This is a genomic window from Ureibacillus aquaedulcis, assembly GCF_030418165.1.
GTDB classification, from domain to species: Bacteria; Bacillota; Bacilli; order Bacillales_A; family Planococcaceae; genus Ureibacillus; species Ureibacillus aquaedulcis.
On sequence record NZ_JAUHTQ010000018.1, the window covers coordinates 47,742 to 64,435 of the forward strand.

The window sequence follows — 16,694 nt, forward strand, 5'->3', positions numbered from 1 at the left end:
TGCAAGTGACAGCAAATCCTAAAGAATGCACGTTAAAGGGGAAGAAGGGTGATTAAGGATGTTGAAAATAGAAAATTTAACGAAGATATATCGAGGCGGCAAAGTTGCTGTAGATAAGCTGAATCTAGATATTCAAGAGGGGGAATTCATTGCTTTTATCGGTACAAGCGGAAGTGGTAAAACAACCGCGCTAAGGATGATTAACCGAATGGTGGAACCGACAAGCGGGAAGATTACCTTGGATGGAAAAGACCTGACCAAGATGAATGCTGTTACTTTGAGAAGAAGCATCGGTTATGTCATCCAGCAGATTGGGTTGATGCCGCATATGACGATACGCGATAATATCACGTTAGTTCAAAAACTTTTAAAATGGTCAAAAGAGAAAAAGGACGAGACGGCTAGTCGTTTAATTGAACTTGTGAATTTACCGCAATCATATCTGGATTTTTACCCTGCACAACTTTCAGGGGGGCAGCAACAACGTATTGGCGTTTTGCGGGCACTTGCTGCAAACCAGGACATTATCCTGATGGATGAACCATTTGGTGCGCTTGATCCGATTACCCGGGACACACTTCAAGATCTGATTAAAGATATCCAACAACGACTGAACAAGACGATTATATTCGTTACGCATGATATGGATGAAGCGATTAAACTAGCAGATCGAATCGCAATTATGCATGAAGGAAAGTTAATTCAATTTGATACCCCAGATAATATATTGGCAGCCCCAGCTAATGACTTTGTTAAAGAATTTATCGGTTCACATCGCCTCATCCAACAAAAGCCAAATGTTAAAACCGTTGATGAAGTAATGATTAAACCTATCTCCATAACAATTGAAAAAAGCCTCGATGAAGCCATTCGTTTAATGGTGGAAAAACGAGTTGATACGCTATTTGTAACTGATGGCGATAATCGACTGCAAGGATATTTAGATGTTGAAAGCTTTACGGGTGCACGCAAGACAAAGAGAAGTGTATCAGAATGCTATGAAAAAGACGTATTCTACGTAAAAACGGGCTCCAAATTACAGGATTCTGTTCGCAGAATTTTAAAGCGGAATTTAAAGAACATCCCTGTTGTTGATGATGAGAACCGCTTAGTCGGACTAGTGACCCGCGCAAATATTGTGGATATCGTATATGACACAATTTGGGGAGATGAAGAGCCAATGGTTTCTTCAGAAGAACAAAACGGTTCTGAAGGTTCGAAGGAGTTGATTGGTGGATGATGACTTTTTTCACTGAGAACAGCTCGGATATACTATTAAAAACCTGGGAGCACTTTTATATCTCGATGATAGCCTTGGCATTAGGAGTTATTATTGCTGTCCCAATAGGCATTCTTTTATCGAAGTCAAAATTTATATCTAAAATAGTTCTAAGTATTACAAGTGTACTGCAAACAGTACCATCTCTTGCCTTATTAGCTATTATGATTCCATTATTCGGTGTAGGGAAGGTTCCCGCAGTGATTGCATTATGTATCTATTCGTTACTGCCGATTCTAAATAATACGTTTATTGGCATGCGGTCCGTCAATGCCAATACGAAGGGCGCAGGAGTAGCAATGGGGATGACGACAATACAGTCGGTACTGTTGGTAGAACTACCATTAGCGTTTCCGGTAATTATGTCGGGGATTCGATTATCCGCAGTATATGTCATCTCGTGGGCAACACTTGCATCTTATATCGGGGCAGGTGGTTTAGGTGACTTTATCTTTAACGGTTTAAATTTATATAAACCCGAACTCATTATTGGTGGTGCGATAATTGTTACTCTTTTAGCATTGCTAGCTGACTTCCTATTATCCAAACTCGAAAAATGGGTGACTCCAAAAGGATTAAGAATTGAAGGGGGGCGTGCTTCATGAGAAGACTTCTACTAGCGAGTACAATCATTCTCTCTCTATTAATTAGCGGATGCTCTTCACCCAATAATAAAGAGGATGACACGATAAAAATTGCCTCCCTTGTAACAACAGAAAGCCAGATCATCGCTTATATCATGAAATATATGATTGAACATTATACTAATGAAGAGACCGAAATCATCAATAATCTAGGTTCTGGTACTGTAGTCCATCAAGCAATGGTCAATGGTGATGTCAATATGTCGGCTGTTCGTTACACGGGTACTGATATAACCGGCGCATTAAAGGCAAAGCCTATTAAAGATTCTGATGAGGCTCTAACTTTTGTTCAAAAGGAGTTTACTAAAAGGTTCAATCAAACCTACTCTGATTCCTATGGCTTTGAAAATACGTATGCCTTTATGGTAACAAAAGAAACTGCAAAAAAGTATAACTTAAAAAAAGTAAGTGATTTAGCTCCGGTGGCAGGGAAACTTGAAGCTGGTGTAGATACTACGTGGATAAACCGTGAAGGGGATGGATATAAAGCATTTGTTGAAGAATACGGTTTTGACTTTTCCCGTACCTACCCAATGCAAATCGGTCTGGTTTATGATGCAGTTGAGTCGGGCGATCTAGATGTTGTCTTGGGCTATACAACAGATGGACGTATACCATCGTATGATTTAGTGGTTCTGGAAGATGATTTAAACTTCTTCCCCCCATATGATGCGAGTCCACTGGGAGATAATGAATTGCTTGAAGAAAAGCCGGAAGTCAAAGAAGCAGTGGAACGATTGGTCGGGAAAATCCCCACTAAAACCATGCAGGAATTAAACTTCCTGGTAGATAATAATTTAATCGAACCCGCTGTAGTGGCCGAACAATTCTTGGAAGAACATAATTACTTTTCGGGAGGTGAGGAGTAATGCAGGATATGTCACAAATGACTACTAAGGATCAATTTTTCTTTTATATGCAGGAAAATGGCTTGTATGTTTTTAATCAGTTTCTTGATCACTTTTTAATTTCAATTTATGGTGTATTACTAGCGGCACTCATTGGAATTCCAATAGGGATCCTTATATCGAAGTATGGAAAACTTTCTGGTGTGGTCATTACATTGGCTAATATTATTCAAACGATACCAGCCCTCGCATTGATGGCAATCTTAATGCTTGTTTTAGGATTGGGAAAAACAACTGTTATTGTAACAGTTTTCTTTTACTCACTACTCCCCATCATAAAAAATACTTATGTCGGTATTACAACCATCAATAAAAGTGTTACCGATGCTGGGCGTGGCATGGGAATGACTAAGTCGCAAGTGTTATATATGGTTGAGTTGCCCTTATCGCTCTCGGTAATGATTACAGGAATCCGCATTGCGCTTGTGGTAGCGATTGGGATTACTGCAATCGGTGCATTTATTGGTGCCGGTGGGTTAGGGGATATCATTATTCGCGGAACAAATGCAACGGATGGTACAGCAATTATCTTAGCAGGTGCCCTGCCAACAGCAGTAATGGCAATCTTGTCAGACATTTTGCTGGGTATCATTGAGCGCAGATTAGATCCGGTAAAACGTCAGCAAAAGAAATTAATTTCAACATTTTAAGCCTGATAAAATATAGGTGCTAGTCTCTATAGCTATATAGAAACCAGCACCTTTCTTTAATTATTTAAATCGGATAAGCCTGGGCTATGTTCATTTGGCATCTCAGGCAATTCCGGCACCGGATGTGGTGCTGGCGGGTCTACAACACGCAGTTCACCGCTGTTTCGGCTAGGAGATTCCCCACTAAAGATTTCCCCAACCCGGTGATCATCTAATCGGAAGTTGAAGAAGGCATTATGGAAGCCCATATCGATATACTTCTGACATTCTGGATACTTGGTGATGTCGTAATTCGGTATAGGGAATAACTTTGCCCAGTCCACTCCAAGTGTTTCTAGAGCTTTGGCAAAGGCATTTTGGTGGGCATTATCGCGAACGATTAGAAAGGCTAATGTTTCTCTAAGTGTTTTATTCGAACTCATTTCATAAATTCTTGTTTTTTGGAGAACGCCGGTTGATTCAAGTACAAGGTTGTCCAATAAATCCGCCACCAAATTTCCATGGCTATAGACATAATTCCCCATCCAAGGGTTCCCGGCAGCATCAACAGGCAGTGAACTTTGGGCACCCATGATGAAATGATGCGGATTCGCATGCTTTATCGCTTCGTCTAATGGAGCTTGGTCAATACCGGCGTTACCAACTCCTGAATCCCCGGCACCATTCAGCAATTGATTGATAGTTGTTTGTACAAGTTCAACATGACTGATTTCTTCAAGGAAAATACCGCGAATCAAATCACGATATTGCTTGGCTTTACCTCGGAAATTGGCACTTTGGAATGAAAATTGCATCATTGTACGCATTTCACCAAAACGTCCACCAAGTGTTTCCTGCAAAACTTTGGCAGCAGCAGGATCTGGCTTATCTGGAACAATCATATTGATTAAATCTTCTTTATAGAAATACATGAATTTTCCTCCCTAGAAGTAGTTTGCCTCATAGAAAGTATTGGTTTGATTTTTGATTCTATTCAAATACAAAGAAAATAGAAAGACAAACAGCACTTAAAAAGAGAAATTATGATTACTATACGACTAACAATAGCCGCTCAGTTGCATACTGCTAGTACTATCTTGAGTTTATACAGCCATACAAAAGGGAATTGCTTTTATAATGCATGTTTTGAATGTGAGAGGGTTAAGTCTTATGATAAATTTTTTAGGCATAACAAATGATAATCATTTAGAGAAAAATATTGCAATCAATCAAGCAGTATTATCAGATTATAAATGGTTCTGGGTTGATTTTAGCGAACCTACCGAAGAGGAAATACAGCATCTTGCAGATACGTTTCACTTTCATCCCCTTGCGATTGAGGATTGTGTACACGATTTTCAGCGACCGAAATTGGATTATTACAAAAGCTATACTTTTTATGTAACCCACCTTCTCCGAGAAGAAAATGAAGGCATCATCAAGGACGAATTGGATTTCTTTGTTGGTGAAAGCTGTATTGTCACGTTTCATAGTGTCCCTTCTGAAGAAGTATCAAAAGTATGGAGCCGGTTTTTGGCCCAGGAGTCCATATCCGGTTGGGATCCATACTATATCTTTTATGAAATATTGGATAAAATCGTCGATAATTACTTCCCGCTCATCTACAAAATTGAAGATGAATTAGAAAAGATGATTGAGAATACGAACAAGAAATCGATGAATCACCTAATGGATGAATTATTTGAAACGAGAAATATGCTGCTAAACCTATTGCATTCAGTCAATCCGATGCGGGATTTACTTTACCGTATGCTGAATTCGCACCATTTAAATGTCAATCGGATCAGTGAGAGAAGGGAGTACTTTTCTGATATCTATGACCATCTATTAAAGCTATCGGAAATGGTCATGACGAACCGGGAAGTCACTGCCGATATAAGGGATAGTTACCTATCTTTAAACTCTCATCAAACAAATAATGTCATGAAGCTCCTAACAATTATTACGTCGATCTTTGCGCCATTAACCTTCATAGCAGGAATTTATGGAATGAATTTCGAGCATATGCCGGAATTGTCGTGGAAATTCGGTTATCTGTTTTCATTAGTATTGATGGTGATTATCGGCGTGATTATGTTGCTTTGGTTCAGAAGGAAAGGCTGGTTTAAATAGCGGTTTGATAAGGGTAGTTATTTCATTTTTAAGCTCAATAAAATTAATACAACTCCTCCAAATAGGCATAACATTTTTTGGAAAGAGATTTTGTCGCCCAATCCAGCAACCCCTAATCCAGTTGTAACGATGAGGATGCACGGACCAACTAATGCAAGCATGGAGTTAAGGGCCAGCGCTTTTTCTAAATCATGCGATTTATACATTAAACCAGCTACAGTCAACTCGATACTTCCGGAAACCAATCGCAGCAATACCATGTAAAGTAATGCAGATGCCACATACACCATCCTTTTGCTTTGATAGGAAAGTTTATGCTTGTCCGCTATTGAATATTTATAGTTAACCTTGAAATTCGTGTAAAGCCGATACAATATAAAAGAGTCGCTCCTTTAAAGGAAGCGACTCTTTTATATATGAGAATTATAATTTATTGATTACACCGTGAAGAGTTTCTGTTAGCTCCTCATCATACTTAGCTAATTCGATAAGATTTGCTAAACGTTCACGTAAGATATGACGTTCGATAACTAATTTTTCATCTAGTACACTTACTAATAATTCAATAATTAAGTTATTGCGAATAGCCAATGCTTCACTTTCACGTTCCGGACTAATCTTAGCATTTGGTTTTAAAACTGAATTGCCCATTGAAAATTCCCCCTAATGTAATTCGCTTGTTCGATATGATTTTATCACATAATCGTTCAATTATAAATGTTGGGAAGATTTGTTTTTATTATCAAATCATAAAGAAGGAATTTAAAGGAGTATTTAGAATATATATTTAAAGGGCGCTTTACGTTTTAAAGTAGGGGAGGAGATAGAGGATGCGAGGAACAGTCCATAACAAAAAAAGAGAAGTAACGGAAGAAGAGGCGTATGAGTTTTTGAAAAACGCAGAAGTCGCACATGTTGCAACGATTGGTCAAGATGGCTATCCATATGTTATTCCGTTTGTCTATGTATATGAAGGGGGCTCAAAACTTTATATACATATTGGAAATTTAAGGGAAAGTCATTTTTGGGAAAATGTGAAAGTGAATCAAAAAGTAAGCATTGAAGTATGCGAGATGAGGGATGTTGTTCCAGGTATAAAATATGCATGCCAATCGGCTTTAAGCTATACAAGTGTTGTTGTGTTCGGGACGATCAAACATATCGAAGAGGAAGCAAAAAAAGAGTTGTTCTACGATCGTTTGTGGAAAAAGTATGGGGATCCAAACTGGAAGTTCGAAAGGGAAGGGTATCCAGCTTTGCCTAAAACGGAATTGTTTGAGATAGAAATTGAAAAAATTACAGGGAAATTTAGTGAAGCATTAAGCCACTAGATTCAAGATAAAAGAGACGTCATATACGATGGACGTCTCTTTTAGATTAGGATGGCTTTTCGGAAATTACTTTAATTTCTTTATATCTTTTGGAACGGTAAGGATTTTTCCGGTCAGGATACATAATTTTATCGACAAAATCTAGGCTTTCATCCACATTTGTTGTAGTTTTTATCTCATCATCGCTATGTGCTGCATTGATATGCAGCTTCAGTGACGCCTGCTTTTTTCCTGTTGCTTGGTTAATGGCCTTTGCAAACAATACCGATTGCTCAAAGGGGACTATTTGATCGTTAGTGCCATGAATCATGAAGATAGGAGGGAAATCCTTATTTATATAATGGATGGGACTGGCAACCTTCGACTCTTCAACTTTGTCTCGAACGTTGTATCCCATAAGCTTATTTGCAATATTTATGCTTGCATCAGGCAGTTTGGCAATATCTGAAATCCCATACCAGGAAACCACCCCTTGCACTTCGGATGAAGCCCTGGAATTACCCATTGAAAGGTCCTGCATCTCTTCCATGCCATTTGTAGCAGCGACCATACTTGCCAAATGGCCTCCAGCTGAATTTCCCCATACAACGATATTGTTGGTGTTTAATCGATATTGTTTTGCATTGGCTCGTATAAAACGGATGGCTGCTTTGACATCATGAAGCTGAGCCGGCCACTTCGCCTCATCTGATAATCGATAACCTACATTTATGACTGCATAACCTTGCTGGGTCGCCATTTGAACAAGTTTTAGGGATGCAGATTTACGGTCGCCGCTTGACCAACCACCCCCATGAAGTGCCACGATCACTTTATGTGGCGGATTTCCGATGGACGGATAGACAATATCTAGTTGTTGCCGGTCGTTTTGTGTATCAGTATAGGGAAGGTTTAGGGCTGTTTTTTTAAATTGGTCCAGGTCGATATATTGAGCGGATCCTTTAATGGATTCCTCCACATCGATTTCTTCTTTATTGTTGGCATTTAGACTGTCCGTAAGCCGGTTTAAAAGCTGTTCATCTGCTTCACCGGTGATTGTCATATCTACATTTGGCGGTTTTGCTTCATTAGATGAGCTACTTTGAGGTTCTTGGGCATGTATTGGAACAATACTGCCCAAACTAAAGAAAAGTATGAAAGCAATACTTATTTTAGGAATTTTCTTCATAGTTCCACCCCTAGTCAGCAAAATTTAAATGTTTGTTTATTTTATCCGTTATTATTTTGGCTATACTCTGAAGGATTTAGAGGGATTACAATCTGTACCTTCTTGGGTGGAGGGCACTGCTTAAAACGAAAGAGACCCAGGAAATATAATTTCCTGGACTGTTTCTTCTAAATCATCTTTATTAAAGCATCTTCACCGATTGTTCCTTTTACAATTCCCAGTTTTTCTGCTTCATGTGTGACTGATTCCAATGGAGCTTTTAATAATTCATCGATGGTTTTTACACCTACCGCACGACCTGCAATAATTTTGCGATCAGCCAATTTGCTATTTAGCAACCCAACATCCAACGCCCCGCACATAATGTACCCGTTCTCGTTTGAAACTGTTAAAAGTGTTGTTTTTGGTAACCGTACAGTAACAGCAGTAAACATGTGTCCGTTTATTTCGAGTGGTTCAATCGAAACCATATTTATCGCCCCTTTCCTTTATAAAATATGGAAGGGGGAAAAAAGTGTTCCCCTATAGCATGAATTATTAGATAGATCTTTTGCGATTTTCTGTTATTAAGATATTTCCCATATTGCTGAATATCAAAATAGCGCATGATTTATTTGAACTGTTTCATACTAAAGTCGATTTCACTGATAAATCTACTAACTTGAACAGGGGTGTGACCGATGGGAAAAAAGGGTATTCTGGATCCTAATTCTTCAAAGAATCACCGAAACTGGGAAAAGCCGAAATTTCATAAGTCTCAAATGAACGGGGAGACAAAGGTTTCTCTCCAAAACCAAGTATTGAGAACGGCGGCTAAAGCTAATAGATTTATGTAAATCAAGGACCCGGATGATTCCGGGTTTTTATTATATTTATGTACTTTTTGTAAAACCTTCACTTTGATACATTAAAGTGTTTACGCGCACAGAAAGCAGGGAATAAAAGTTAGGTTATTTATTTAAGAGGAGTTGTTATTTTAGTGAAGGACATAGTAAAAAATCCGGTTTTTACAATCTCCGCCCTAATTATTATAGTATTGGTGTTTTTAGGTGGTTTGTTTCCGGTTCGTTTTGGAGAGATTGCTAGTTCTATATATGATATGACTACGCGTAATTTTTCATGGTTTTATTTGCTTTCGGTATTTGCCATTATTCTTTTCTTGTTGTTCCTAATAGTCAGTAAGTATGGCAATATTCGACTTGGGGGGAATGAAGCAAAACCTGAATTCTCCTATCTTACCTGGATTTCAATGCTGTATTCGGCGGGTCTGGGAGTTGGGTTGGTTTTCTGGGGTGTAGCAGAGCCGATGAGTCACTTTTTAACTACACCAACTGATAAGGTTGAGCCCCTAACAACGGACGCTGCGAGACTTGCGATGGGGTATTCCTTTTTCCATTGGGGAATCAGTCAATGGTCTGTTTATGCACTAATGGGTCTCGTTATGTGTTATATGCAATTCAATAAAAAGAAGGATTTACTAATCTCTACATCATTGGAGCCTATTACCGGGCCAAGGAAAGGGATAAAAAATCTTGTTGATATTCTGGCGGTTATTGCAACTGTCATGGGAGTAGCGACCTCGATCGGTTTTGGGGTTCTCCAGACAAACGGGGGTTTAAATGCAGTTCTTGGTTTGCCTATGAGTTTTGGTTTGCAAGTTGTGATTCTTGTTCTGATGTTGATTGGCTATATGCTATCTTCTACGACTGGCCTGCAAAAGGGAATCAAGATTTTAAGTAACGTTAATATGGGGTTGGCGATTCTTTTATTGGCTTTTGTTTTTATTATGGGACCAACAGTGTTTATTCTGGAATCTTTCACATTGGCGATCGGAGATTATTTCACACATTTTATAGAATATAGTTTGCGTCTGCAACCGTATAAAGAAGATACATGGGTGAAGGAGTGGACGGTGTTTTATTGGGCATGGGCAATTTCTTGGTCACCATTCGTTGGGGCATTTATAGCGAGAGTTTCAAAGGGGAGAACGGTACGGGAATTTATAGTTGGCGTATTGATTGTTCCGCCGGTATTTTCATGTTTTTGGTTTGCAACTTTTGGAGGAACCGCGCTATGGCACGATCTTCATAAAAATACCAGTATTGCTAATCTAGTGAATGAAGACATAACGCTTGCCCTATTTGAAACGTTAAATAGTTTGCCTCTTTCATTTATTACATCGACTCTGGGTATCATACTCATTTTTATTTTCTTGGTTACATCTGCCGACTCCGCAACCTTCATTATGGCGAGCATGACTTCAAAAGGTGCGATGAATCCTTCGGTAGTTACGAAATTAACATGGGGAATATTAATGGCAGCGATATGTGGGGTATTAATTTATGCAGGGGGCTTAGATGCTCTGCAGACAGCAGCCTTGACGGCAGCCTTACCCTTTACCGTCATTACGCTGCTTTTAGGTATTACATTATGGAAAATGCTTAGGACAGAGATGATTCCTATTAAAAAGCATGAAATCAAACGATTAAAGAAAATGCGGGAGCATATTGAACGTGAGAACAAGCTGAAGAAATAGCAGCAGCTGTGTAAATCGAATAATTCATGGTTAGATAATGCCCGGAGATTTATTTCTCCGGGTTTTATTTTGTGAATCATCTAGTTCTATTTCTTGTAGTGCTTACATAAAAACATATATGTAAAAGTTACCTATTATGTACAACTTTTAATATTGAACCTACCTCTCATACAGATAATAATAGCATTGAAACTAAGTCTTAGGTCTGATGCTGAAATATTTCTTCAGTCGGTTATCAGGTGTGAGTTGATATTTTATTATTGGTAGTAAGAGATAAACGAAGGGGTAATAGGATGGAAAGAAAGAAGGTTTACTTATTACTGACTGATACAGGCACCATGTTTACCAGGATGATTAAGGTTTATACAAGAAAGCCCTATAACCATGCATCCATCGTTTTTGATGAACATTTCAACGAAGTCTATAGTTTCGGAAGGAAAAGACCCCGCAATCCTTTTATAGGTGGATTTGTGAATGAGGATGTAAGACAAGGTCTATTTAAAAATGCAAGATGTGCGATTTATAGTTTCGACGCTACAGAAGTACAAATGGAAAAAATGAAAGCATTCATCAAGAAAATAGAGATAGAAAAGCACCTTTATCGGTATAATCTTTTAGGAGTCATTACTTTTATCGTAAATAAACCGTATCAAAGGGAGCATGCTTTCTTTTGTTCGGAATTTGTTGCACAAGTGCTCAATGAAGGTGGGATTGGTCAGTTCCAAAAGCCGATTTCTCTTGTGTCCCCGAATGATCTGCAGAGCTTGCAGAACCTTCGATTGGAATTTGAAGGGCAATTAGCTGACTTGCTCGGGCATGAAGCAGCCAATGAGGTTTATCCTGTCATTTATTAAATTATAAATTCTTCCACACCAAAATGTCATGAAGCGCATTTTGGTGTTTTTTGATTATATTAATTGTCATCAGGGTAAGTATAATCACAAAAGGTTTAGAGAGACTAAAATAAGTGAACGGAAAATGAGGTGACAAAATTGGAAAATCAAATGCCAAAGGACGAAGGAATCGATCATAGTATAGGTCTTCTTAAGGAAGGCTATCACTTTATTATGAACAGAAGTGGAAAACTCCAGTCTAATGTTTTTGAGACACGTATTATGGGAAAAAAAGCAATTTGCATGATAGGGGAGGAAGCTGCGCAAGTTTTCTATGATCCGACAAAATTTCAAAGAAAAGATGCAGCCCCGAATCGACTTGTCCAAACACTTTTTGGAAAAAATGCAGTGCAAACCTTGGATGATGAAGAACATCGCAATCGCAAAGAAATGCTGATGTCCGTTATGACGGAAGATCACTTGAATCATTTATTTGAGCTGACACAGATGCAATGGGAACAATCGATTGATAAATGGAGTAAAATGGATAAAATCCTCTTTTATGAGGAAATCAAGGAATTGCTTTGCAGTGTGGCATTTAAATGGATTGGGTATCCTTTGCACGAAAATGATGTGAAGAAAATGACAAAAGAGCTGGCTTCCATGTTTGAAACGGCTTCGGCGATTGGTCCGAATCATTGGTTGGGGAGAACCTTTCGGAATATCTGTGAAAAGACAATTCAGCAACTTATCCAAGACACACGAGATGCTAAAATAAAATTCCCTCAAAATACTGTACTTCATCAATTTGCTTTTCACAAAGATACGCAGGGAAATCTGCTGGATGTCGAAACGGTAGCAGTAGAAGTCATTAATATGCTACGTCCAATCGTGGCCATCTCCATCTATCTTAATTTTTCTCTTTTGGCTCTGATCGAACACCCGAAAGAAAAGGAGAAGCTCCAATCTTACAATGACTATTCCAAGATGTTTGTCCAGGAGGTTAGAAGGTTTTATCCTTTCTTCCCATTTATCGCTGCAAAGGTAAGGGTGGATTTCTCTTGGAATGGTTACCAATTTAAAGAAGGCACACTAACACTGCTCGATCTATACGGTACGAATCATGACCCAACGAAGTGGGAGGACCCTCAAAAGTTCAACCCTGAACGATTTGCCTATTGGAAAGGCAGTCCGTTTAGTTTTATCCCACAGGGCGGAGGCGATTATTACTTAGGCCATCGCTGTGCAGGTGAACAAATTACTCTTGATGTAATGAAGATCAGTCTGGATTATTTAGTGAATCGGATGGAATTCAAAGTACCGGAGCAGGATTTGAGTTTTGAAATGGATGACATTCCAAGTATCCCTAAAAGCAAAATAATACTTGAGCAAATTACAAGAAACCGAAGTCACTAGTTGATTTTCGGTTTCTTTAATGTTCATTTTATTCACCCCGGAGCGTTACTGTATTATGAAAAATGCTGATGCTGGCAGGAAATTTTTATCCTCTCTAGAACAATAAAGATGAGGTGAAAGCAAATGGATGAAAGATACCCTATTGGAAAGTTTAAAGAAACTGAAGTAATCACGAGTGAATTGATCAATGAGTGGATACAGAATCTTTCAACGTACCCTTCAAAATTAAGTGAAGCTGCGGAATCTTTAAATGAAGAAGAACAACAGCTGACGTATCGAGAGGGTGCATGGACCATTCAACAACTTGTTCACCATATTGCGGATGCACAAGTCAATGTATATACACGTATTAAACTAGCATTAACAGAGGAAAATCCACAGATTAAACCTTTTGAGGAAAACGCATGGGCAACCTTAGCTGATTCTGACCTGCCAATCATAACGTCTTTGCAATTAATAGAGGGATTGCATGCCCGGATGGCCTACTTACTTGGACAATTGACAAAAGACCAATTAGACCGAAAGTATACGCATCCAGAAACGGGTGTACAAACAATCCTATCCACATTGGCTTTTAGTGTATGGCACGTGAATCACCATCTTGCACATATTCAAAATGCTTTGGCAACTAGAACTGCATAAACCAAAAACCCCAATTCGAAATAGTACCTTTTCAGATTGGGGTTTACTTATGGAGGAAGTGAATAAATGGATACAAAGTTAATTAGAGTAGGCACAATTTACTTACCTGTAAAAGAAGTTGAAGGAGCGGCCAAGTGGTATGAAGAAAAAATGGGCGCAACAATTTCTTATACGGATGACACGAAAGCAATTCTAAACTTTGCTGATCAAAGCTTCTTTCTAGTACAGTCTCCTTCTGATGAAAGTGCCAATTTTCTAGATAGTAATGGGGATGAGAGATTTTCGATTACGTTTGAAGTGAATGGATTAGAAGCCCTCCAACAAATTCACGAAGAGTTTACCAGAAACAAGATAAGAGTTGGGGAAATCGAGAATCGGGGACATGCAGGGAGAAACTTCATTTTTCAAGATTTGGACGGGAATAAGTTTGACGTCTGGAGCGAATTAAGCCCAAGGTATAAGGAGAGATTACCTGAGAATTTGTAGGAGGATAACTATGAATCGTTTAAATTTACTTACTTTAGGTGTAAAAAATATGCGAGAGTCCCTTCAATTTTACCGAGATGGACTAGGCTTTGATGTAGTGGTTTATGGCGAGGAATCGAATCCTGATGTCATATTCTTTAACAATAATGGGACGAAAATATCATTATTTCCAATCGAAAGATTAGCAAAGGATATCAATGAACATCAGCCACCAGAAATAGGAGCTGGTTTCGGAGGCTTTACGCTAGCTTATAATGGGAAGTCGAAAGAAGAAGTAGATGAAGTTTTCATATTGGCTGAAAAGGCAGGGGCTAAAATCGTCAAACAACCGGAAACCGTCTTCTGGGGTGGGTATAGCGGCTATTTCCAAGATCCAAACGGCTATTTTTGGGAGGTTGCCTTTGGTGAAATGTGGGAATTTGATGAAAATGATATGTTAATTGTTAAAAAATAAAGTATGCGATTTTTAATTATGATATAATTCATGTCAAACGAACAGAAGGGAAGATGGGTGGCCGATGATTCAATAATCTTATTTTTGTTTTTGAAATTTTAATTCAAGAATTTAAATAGGATTAGTCTGCCCATTTTCCCATAAGTTCAACTGCTATTGCTCTTTGGCAGCTTCTTTGATATTGATAGAAAGCCGATTTACATCTAAGTTTTTTATCATTAATCTACAGTTGTACTTATGAAGGTATAGGAAAGTCCAAAACTTTTCTGTCAAAAATGAGACTAATCCTTCCAAAACTTTTGGGAGGATTTTTTTACTTTAATATTATACAAATTAATCCTCCCTTTTTGTAGAAGGGATGCGAAAATATATGCAAGAGCTTTTAAAATTGCAAGACCTTAATTATGAAATCGCTGATTATATGCTGTTTAAAAATGTAAACGGGACAGTGCATAGTGGGGATGTAATCGGAATTATCGGCAAGAACGGAGCAGGGAAATCGACCTTGCTGCAACTGATTAATGGAAACCTGCCACTATCCAACGGCAAGATCAACTGGTTACAACAAAATACAACGATTGAAATGGTTGAACAGGAAACAGAAGACTTCACAGCAAAACATGATGAGGCAGTTGAAGCAAGCATGTTAGCTAAATGGAAGGTCCCTCCAAACCATTATCAAAATTTAAGTGGTGGGGAGAGGCTCAAGGCGAGATTGGCAAAAGGTTTGTCACGGAATGCACAGCTTCTCCTTCTAGATGAGCCGACCAATCATCTTGATGAGCAGTCCACAAAAATCCTGGTGGAGTATATCAAACATTATCAAGGAAGTGTTATCTTGGTATCCCATGATCGATATTTCCTGGATGAGGTAGCCACAAAAATTTGGTCACTGGAAGACAGGAAGTTAATAGAGCATGATGGCAACTATACTAGCTATATGAAAGCCCGAGAACACAGAAGGCTCACACAACAAAGGGCATATGAAAAGCAACAGCAAAAGATTGAAACGATTGAAGGTCAATTAAATGAGCTGACAGCTTGGTCGCAGAAAGCACACGCCGCCTCAACAAAGCAAGAAGGATTTAAAGAATATCATCGTGTGAAAGCGAAACGGACAGACGCTCAAATAAAATCGAAAAGAAAGCGTCTCGAGCAAGAATTGGAACACTCCAATGTTGAAGCTGTGAAGCCCGAATATGAGGTGCAGTTTACTTTAAAGGCGAATGACAAACATGGGAAACGTTTGTTGGAGGTGAAAAAGTTACAAAAAACAGTAAACAATCGACTATTATTTAAAGACGTAAGCTTTACAATCCAAGCTGGTGAAAAGGTTGCACTAATTGGACCGAATGGAAGCGGAAAAACGACACTTTTAAAAATTCTAATGGGTAAAACAAAAGCGGAAGGTGGAGAAGTCTGGATTTCCCCTTCGGCTAACATCGGCTACTTAACCCAAGAAGTATTCGACTTGCCACTGGCAAAAACACCGGAAGAGCTGTTCTATCGACCAACATTCGAAGAAAGAGGGAAAGTGCAAAATTTAATGAAGCACTTAGGCTTTGAAACGGCTGCCTGGAAAGAACCTATACTTAAAATGAGTATGGGGGAGCGGGTGAAGTGCAAGTTAATGGCATATATATTAGAAGAAAAAGACGTACTCATCCTAGACGAACCTACCAACCATCTTGACCTCCCATCGCGGGAACAGCTGGAAGCGACTTTATCGAGTTATAATGGAACGCTGCTGATTGTTTCCCATGACCGCTACTTCCTGGAAAAGACAACGAATAGTAGCCTGGAAATTAAAGAAGACGGCATCCATAAGCAATTTAAAGAAATGCCATCTCAAGTAGATGAACAAAAAGAATTGCTGCTAAAGCTAGAAACTGAGAGACAGGAGGTACTTGGGAAACTTAGCTTCATGACTGTTAAGGATTCGCAATACCCCATCCTGGATGCAAGATTTAATGAACTAACAAAACAAATTAATCAGTTAAAGAATAACTAATTAACAAGCGGGGCTGGGACAGAAGTAGAGAATTCTTTGGATGATGGAAGATTCTATATTAAGAAATTGATATTTTATAAATTGATTGGAGTGGAGGGGCGACTCCTGGGGGAACAGCACGAGTGAGAGACTACAGGCTCGAGCCGTGCCCGAGGATGCGCGTCCCCGCAATGGAAATCAATTTAAGCTACATCAAGAAAACACCATTTTCCTACTCTAGGAAA

General features: G+C 38.9%; 19 protein-coding genes. 14 read left to right on the plus strand and 5 right to left on the minus strand.

Annotation, left to right across the window (positions count from 1 at the left end):
• The first annotated feature begins 58 nt into the window (after nt 1–58).
• Genes QYB95_RS17115 through QYB95_RS17130 form a run of 4 tightly spaced genes read left to right on the plus strand, consistent with a single transcriptional unit; the run spans nt 59 to nt 3,481 of the window.
• Nucleotides 59–1,240, plus strand: coding sequence for a betaine/proline/choline family ABC transporter ATP-binding protein (locus QYB95_RS17115; protein ID WP_301139591.1), 1,182 nt, complete (start codon nt 59–61; stop codon nt 1,238–1,240).
• Nucleotides 1,237–1,884 carry an ABC transporter permease gene (locus tag QYB95_RS17120; protein WP_301139592.1) on the plus strand — a complete coding sequence of 216 codons (648 nt, stop codon included), beginning with the start codon at nt 1,237–1,239 and terminating at the stop codon, nt 1,882–1,884. Before QYB95_RS17115 ends, QYB95_RS17120 begins: the two co-directional genes overlap by 4 nt.
• The gene (locus tag QYB95_RS17125) at nt 1,881–2,792 is read left to right on the plus strand and encodes an osmoprotectant ABC transporter substrate-binding protein (RefSeq protein ID WP_301139593.1); all 912 of its coding nucleotides are present in this window, start codon (nt 1,881–1,883) and stop codon (nt 2,790–2,792) included. Before QYB95_RS17120 ends, QYB95_RS17125 begins: the two co-directional genes overlap by 4 nt.
• Nucleotides 2,792–3,481, plus strand: a complete 690-nt coding sequence (locus QYB95_RS17130; RefSeq protein WP_301139594.1) for an ABC transporter permease — start codon at nt 2,792–2,794, stop codon at nt 3,479–3,481. Before QYB95_RS17125 ends, QYB95_RS17130 begins: the two co-directional genes overlap by 1 nt.
• A 56-nt stretch (nt 3,482–3,537) precedes the next feature.
• On the opposite strand, the gene QYB95_RS17135 is transcribed toward QYB95_RS17130, so the two are convergent.
• Nucleotides 3,538–4,392, minus strand: coding sequence for a manganese catalase family protein (locus QYB95_RS17135; RefSeq protein WP_301139595.1), 855 nt, complete (start codon nt 4,390–4,392; stop codon nt 3,538–3,540).
• Nucleotides 4,393–4,630: 238 nt separating this feature from the next.
• On the opposite strand from QYB95_RS17135, the gene corA reads away from it, so the two are divergent.
• The gene (gene corA, locus QYB95_RS17140) at nt 4,631–5,593 is read left to right on the plus strand and encodes a magnesium/cobalt transporter CorA (protein ID WP_301139596.1); all 963 of its coding nucleotides are present in this window, start codon (nt 4,631–4,633) and stop codon (nt 5,591–5,593) included.
• A 17-nt stretch (nt 5,594–5,610) separates the two neighbouring features.
• Here corA and QYB95_RS17145 read toward each other — a convergent pair whose 3' ends face one another.
• Both QYB95_RS17145 and QYB95_RS17150 read right to left on the minus strand, forming a co-directional pair.
• Nucleotides 5,611–5,883 carry a YqhV family protein gene (locus QYB95_RS17145; RefSeq protein WP_301139609.1) on the minus strand — a complete coding sequence of 91 codons (273 nt, stop codon included), beginning with the start codon at nt 5,881–5,883 and terminating at the stop codon, nt 5,611–5,613.
• A gap of 133 nt (nt 5,884–6,016) precedes the next feature.
• Entirely contained in the window at nt 6,017–6,244 is a 228-nt protein-coding gene (locus QYB95_RS17150) for a phosphate-starvation-inducible protein PsiE (RefSeq protein WP_137730250.1), read from the minus strand.
• A gap of 179 nt (nt 6,245–6,423) precedes the next feature.
• On the opposite strand from QYB95_RS17150, the gene QYB95_RS17155 reads away from it, so the two are divergent.
• Nucleotides 6,424–6,924, plus strand: a complete 501-nt coding sequence (locus QYB95_RS17155) for a pyridoxamine 5'-phosphate oxidase family protein (RefSeq protein ID WP_301139597.1) — start codon at nt 6,424–6,426, stop codon at nt 6,922–6,924.
• A gap of 46 nt (nt 6,925–6,970) precedes the next feature.
• Here the strand turns inward: QYB95_RS17155 and QYB95_RS17160 are convergent, their stop codons facing one another.
• Both QYB95_RS17160 and QYB95_RS17165 read right to left on the minus strand, forming a co-directional pair.
• Nucleotides 6,971–8,092, minus strand: a complete 1,122-nt coding sequence (locus tag QYB95_RS17160; RefSeq protein ID WP_301139598.1) for an alpha/beta hydrolase — start codon at nt 8,090–8,092, stop codon at nt 6,971–6,973.
• Between the two features lie 167 nt (nt 8,093–8,259).
• A complete protein-coding gene (locus QYB95_RS17165) occupies nt 8,260–8,562 on the minus strand; it encodes a YunC family protein (RefSeq protein WP_301139599.1) in 303 nt (100 codons plus the stop codon).
• A gap of 210 nt (nt 8,563–8,772) precedes the next feature.
• Between QYB95_RS17165 and QYB95_RS17170 the strand changes: the two genes are divergently transcribed.
• The 8 genes from QYB95_RS17170 (at nt 8,773) to abc-f (ending at nt 16,470) form a co-directional block, all read left to right on the plus strand.
• Nucleotides 8,773–8,928: a YpzG family protein gene (locus QYB95_RS17170; protein ID WP_301139600.1), complete on the plus strand. Its 156-nt coding sequence runs from the start codon at nt 8,773–8,775 to the stop codon at nt 8,926–8,928.
• Between the two features lie 143 nt (nt 8,929–9,071).
• Nucleotides 9,072–10,628, plus strand: a complete 1,557-nt coding sequence (locus QYB95_RS17175) for a BCCT family transporter (protein WP_301139601.1) — start codon at nt 9,072–9,074, stop codon at nt 10,626–10,628.
• A gap of 293 nt (nt 10,629–10,921) precedes the next feature.
• Nucleotides 10,922–11,482 carry a hypothetical protein gene (locus tag QYB95_RS17180; RefSeq protein WP_301139602.1) on the plus strand — a complete coding sequence of 187 codons (561 nt, stop codon included), beginning with the start codon at nt 10,922–10,924 and terminating at the stop codon, nt 11,480–11,482.
• Nucleotides 11,483–11,611: 129 nt separating this feature from the next.
• Entirely contained in the window at nt 11,612–12,877 is a 1,266-nt protein-coding gene (gene cypC / locus QYB95_RS17185; RefSeq protein WP_345783731.1) for a CYP152 family fatty-acid peroxygenase CypC, read from the plus strand.
• 123 nt (nt 12,878–13,000) lie between these two features.
• Entirely contained in the window at nt 13,001–13,519 is a 519-nt protein-coding gene (locus tag QYB95_RS17190; protein WP_301139604.1) for a YfiT family bacillithiol transferase, read from the plus strand.
• 66 nt (nt 13,520–13,585) lie between these two features.
• On the plus strand, nt 13,586–14,005 hold the full coding sequence (locus tag QYB95_RS17195; protein WP_301139605.1) for a VOC family protein: 420 nt from the start codon (nt 13,586–13,588) through the stop codon (nt 14,003–14,005).
• 10 nt (nt 14,006–14,015) lie between these two features.
• Nucleotides 14,016–14,459, plus strand: coding sequence for a VOC family protein (locus tag QYB95_RS17200; protein WP_301139606.1), 444 nt, complete (start codon nt 14,016–14,018; stop codon nt 14,457–14,459).
• 370 nt (nt 14,460–14,829) lie between these two features.
• Nucleotides 14,830–16,470: a ribosomal protection-like ABC-F family protein gene (abc-f, locus tag QYB95_RS17205; RefSeq protein WP_301139607.1), complete on the plus strand. Its 1,641-nt coding sequence runs from the start codon at nt 14,830–14,832 to the stop codon at nt 16,468–16,470.
• Nucleotides 16,471–16,694: the final 224 nt, after the last annotated feature.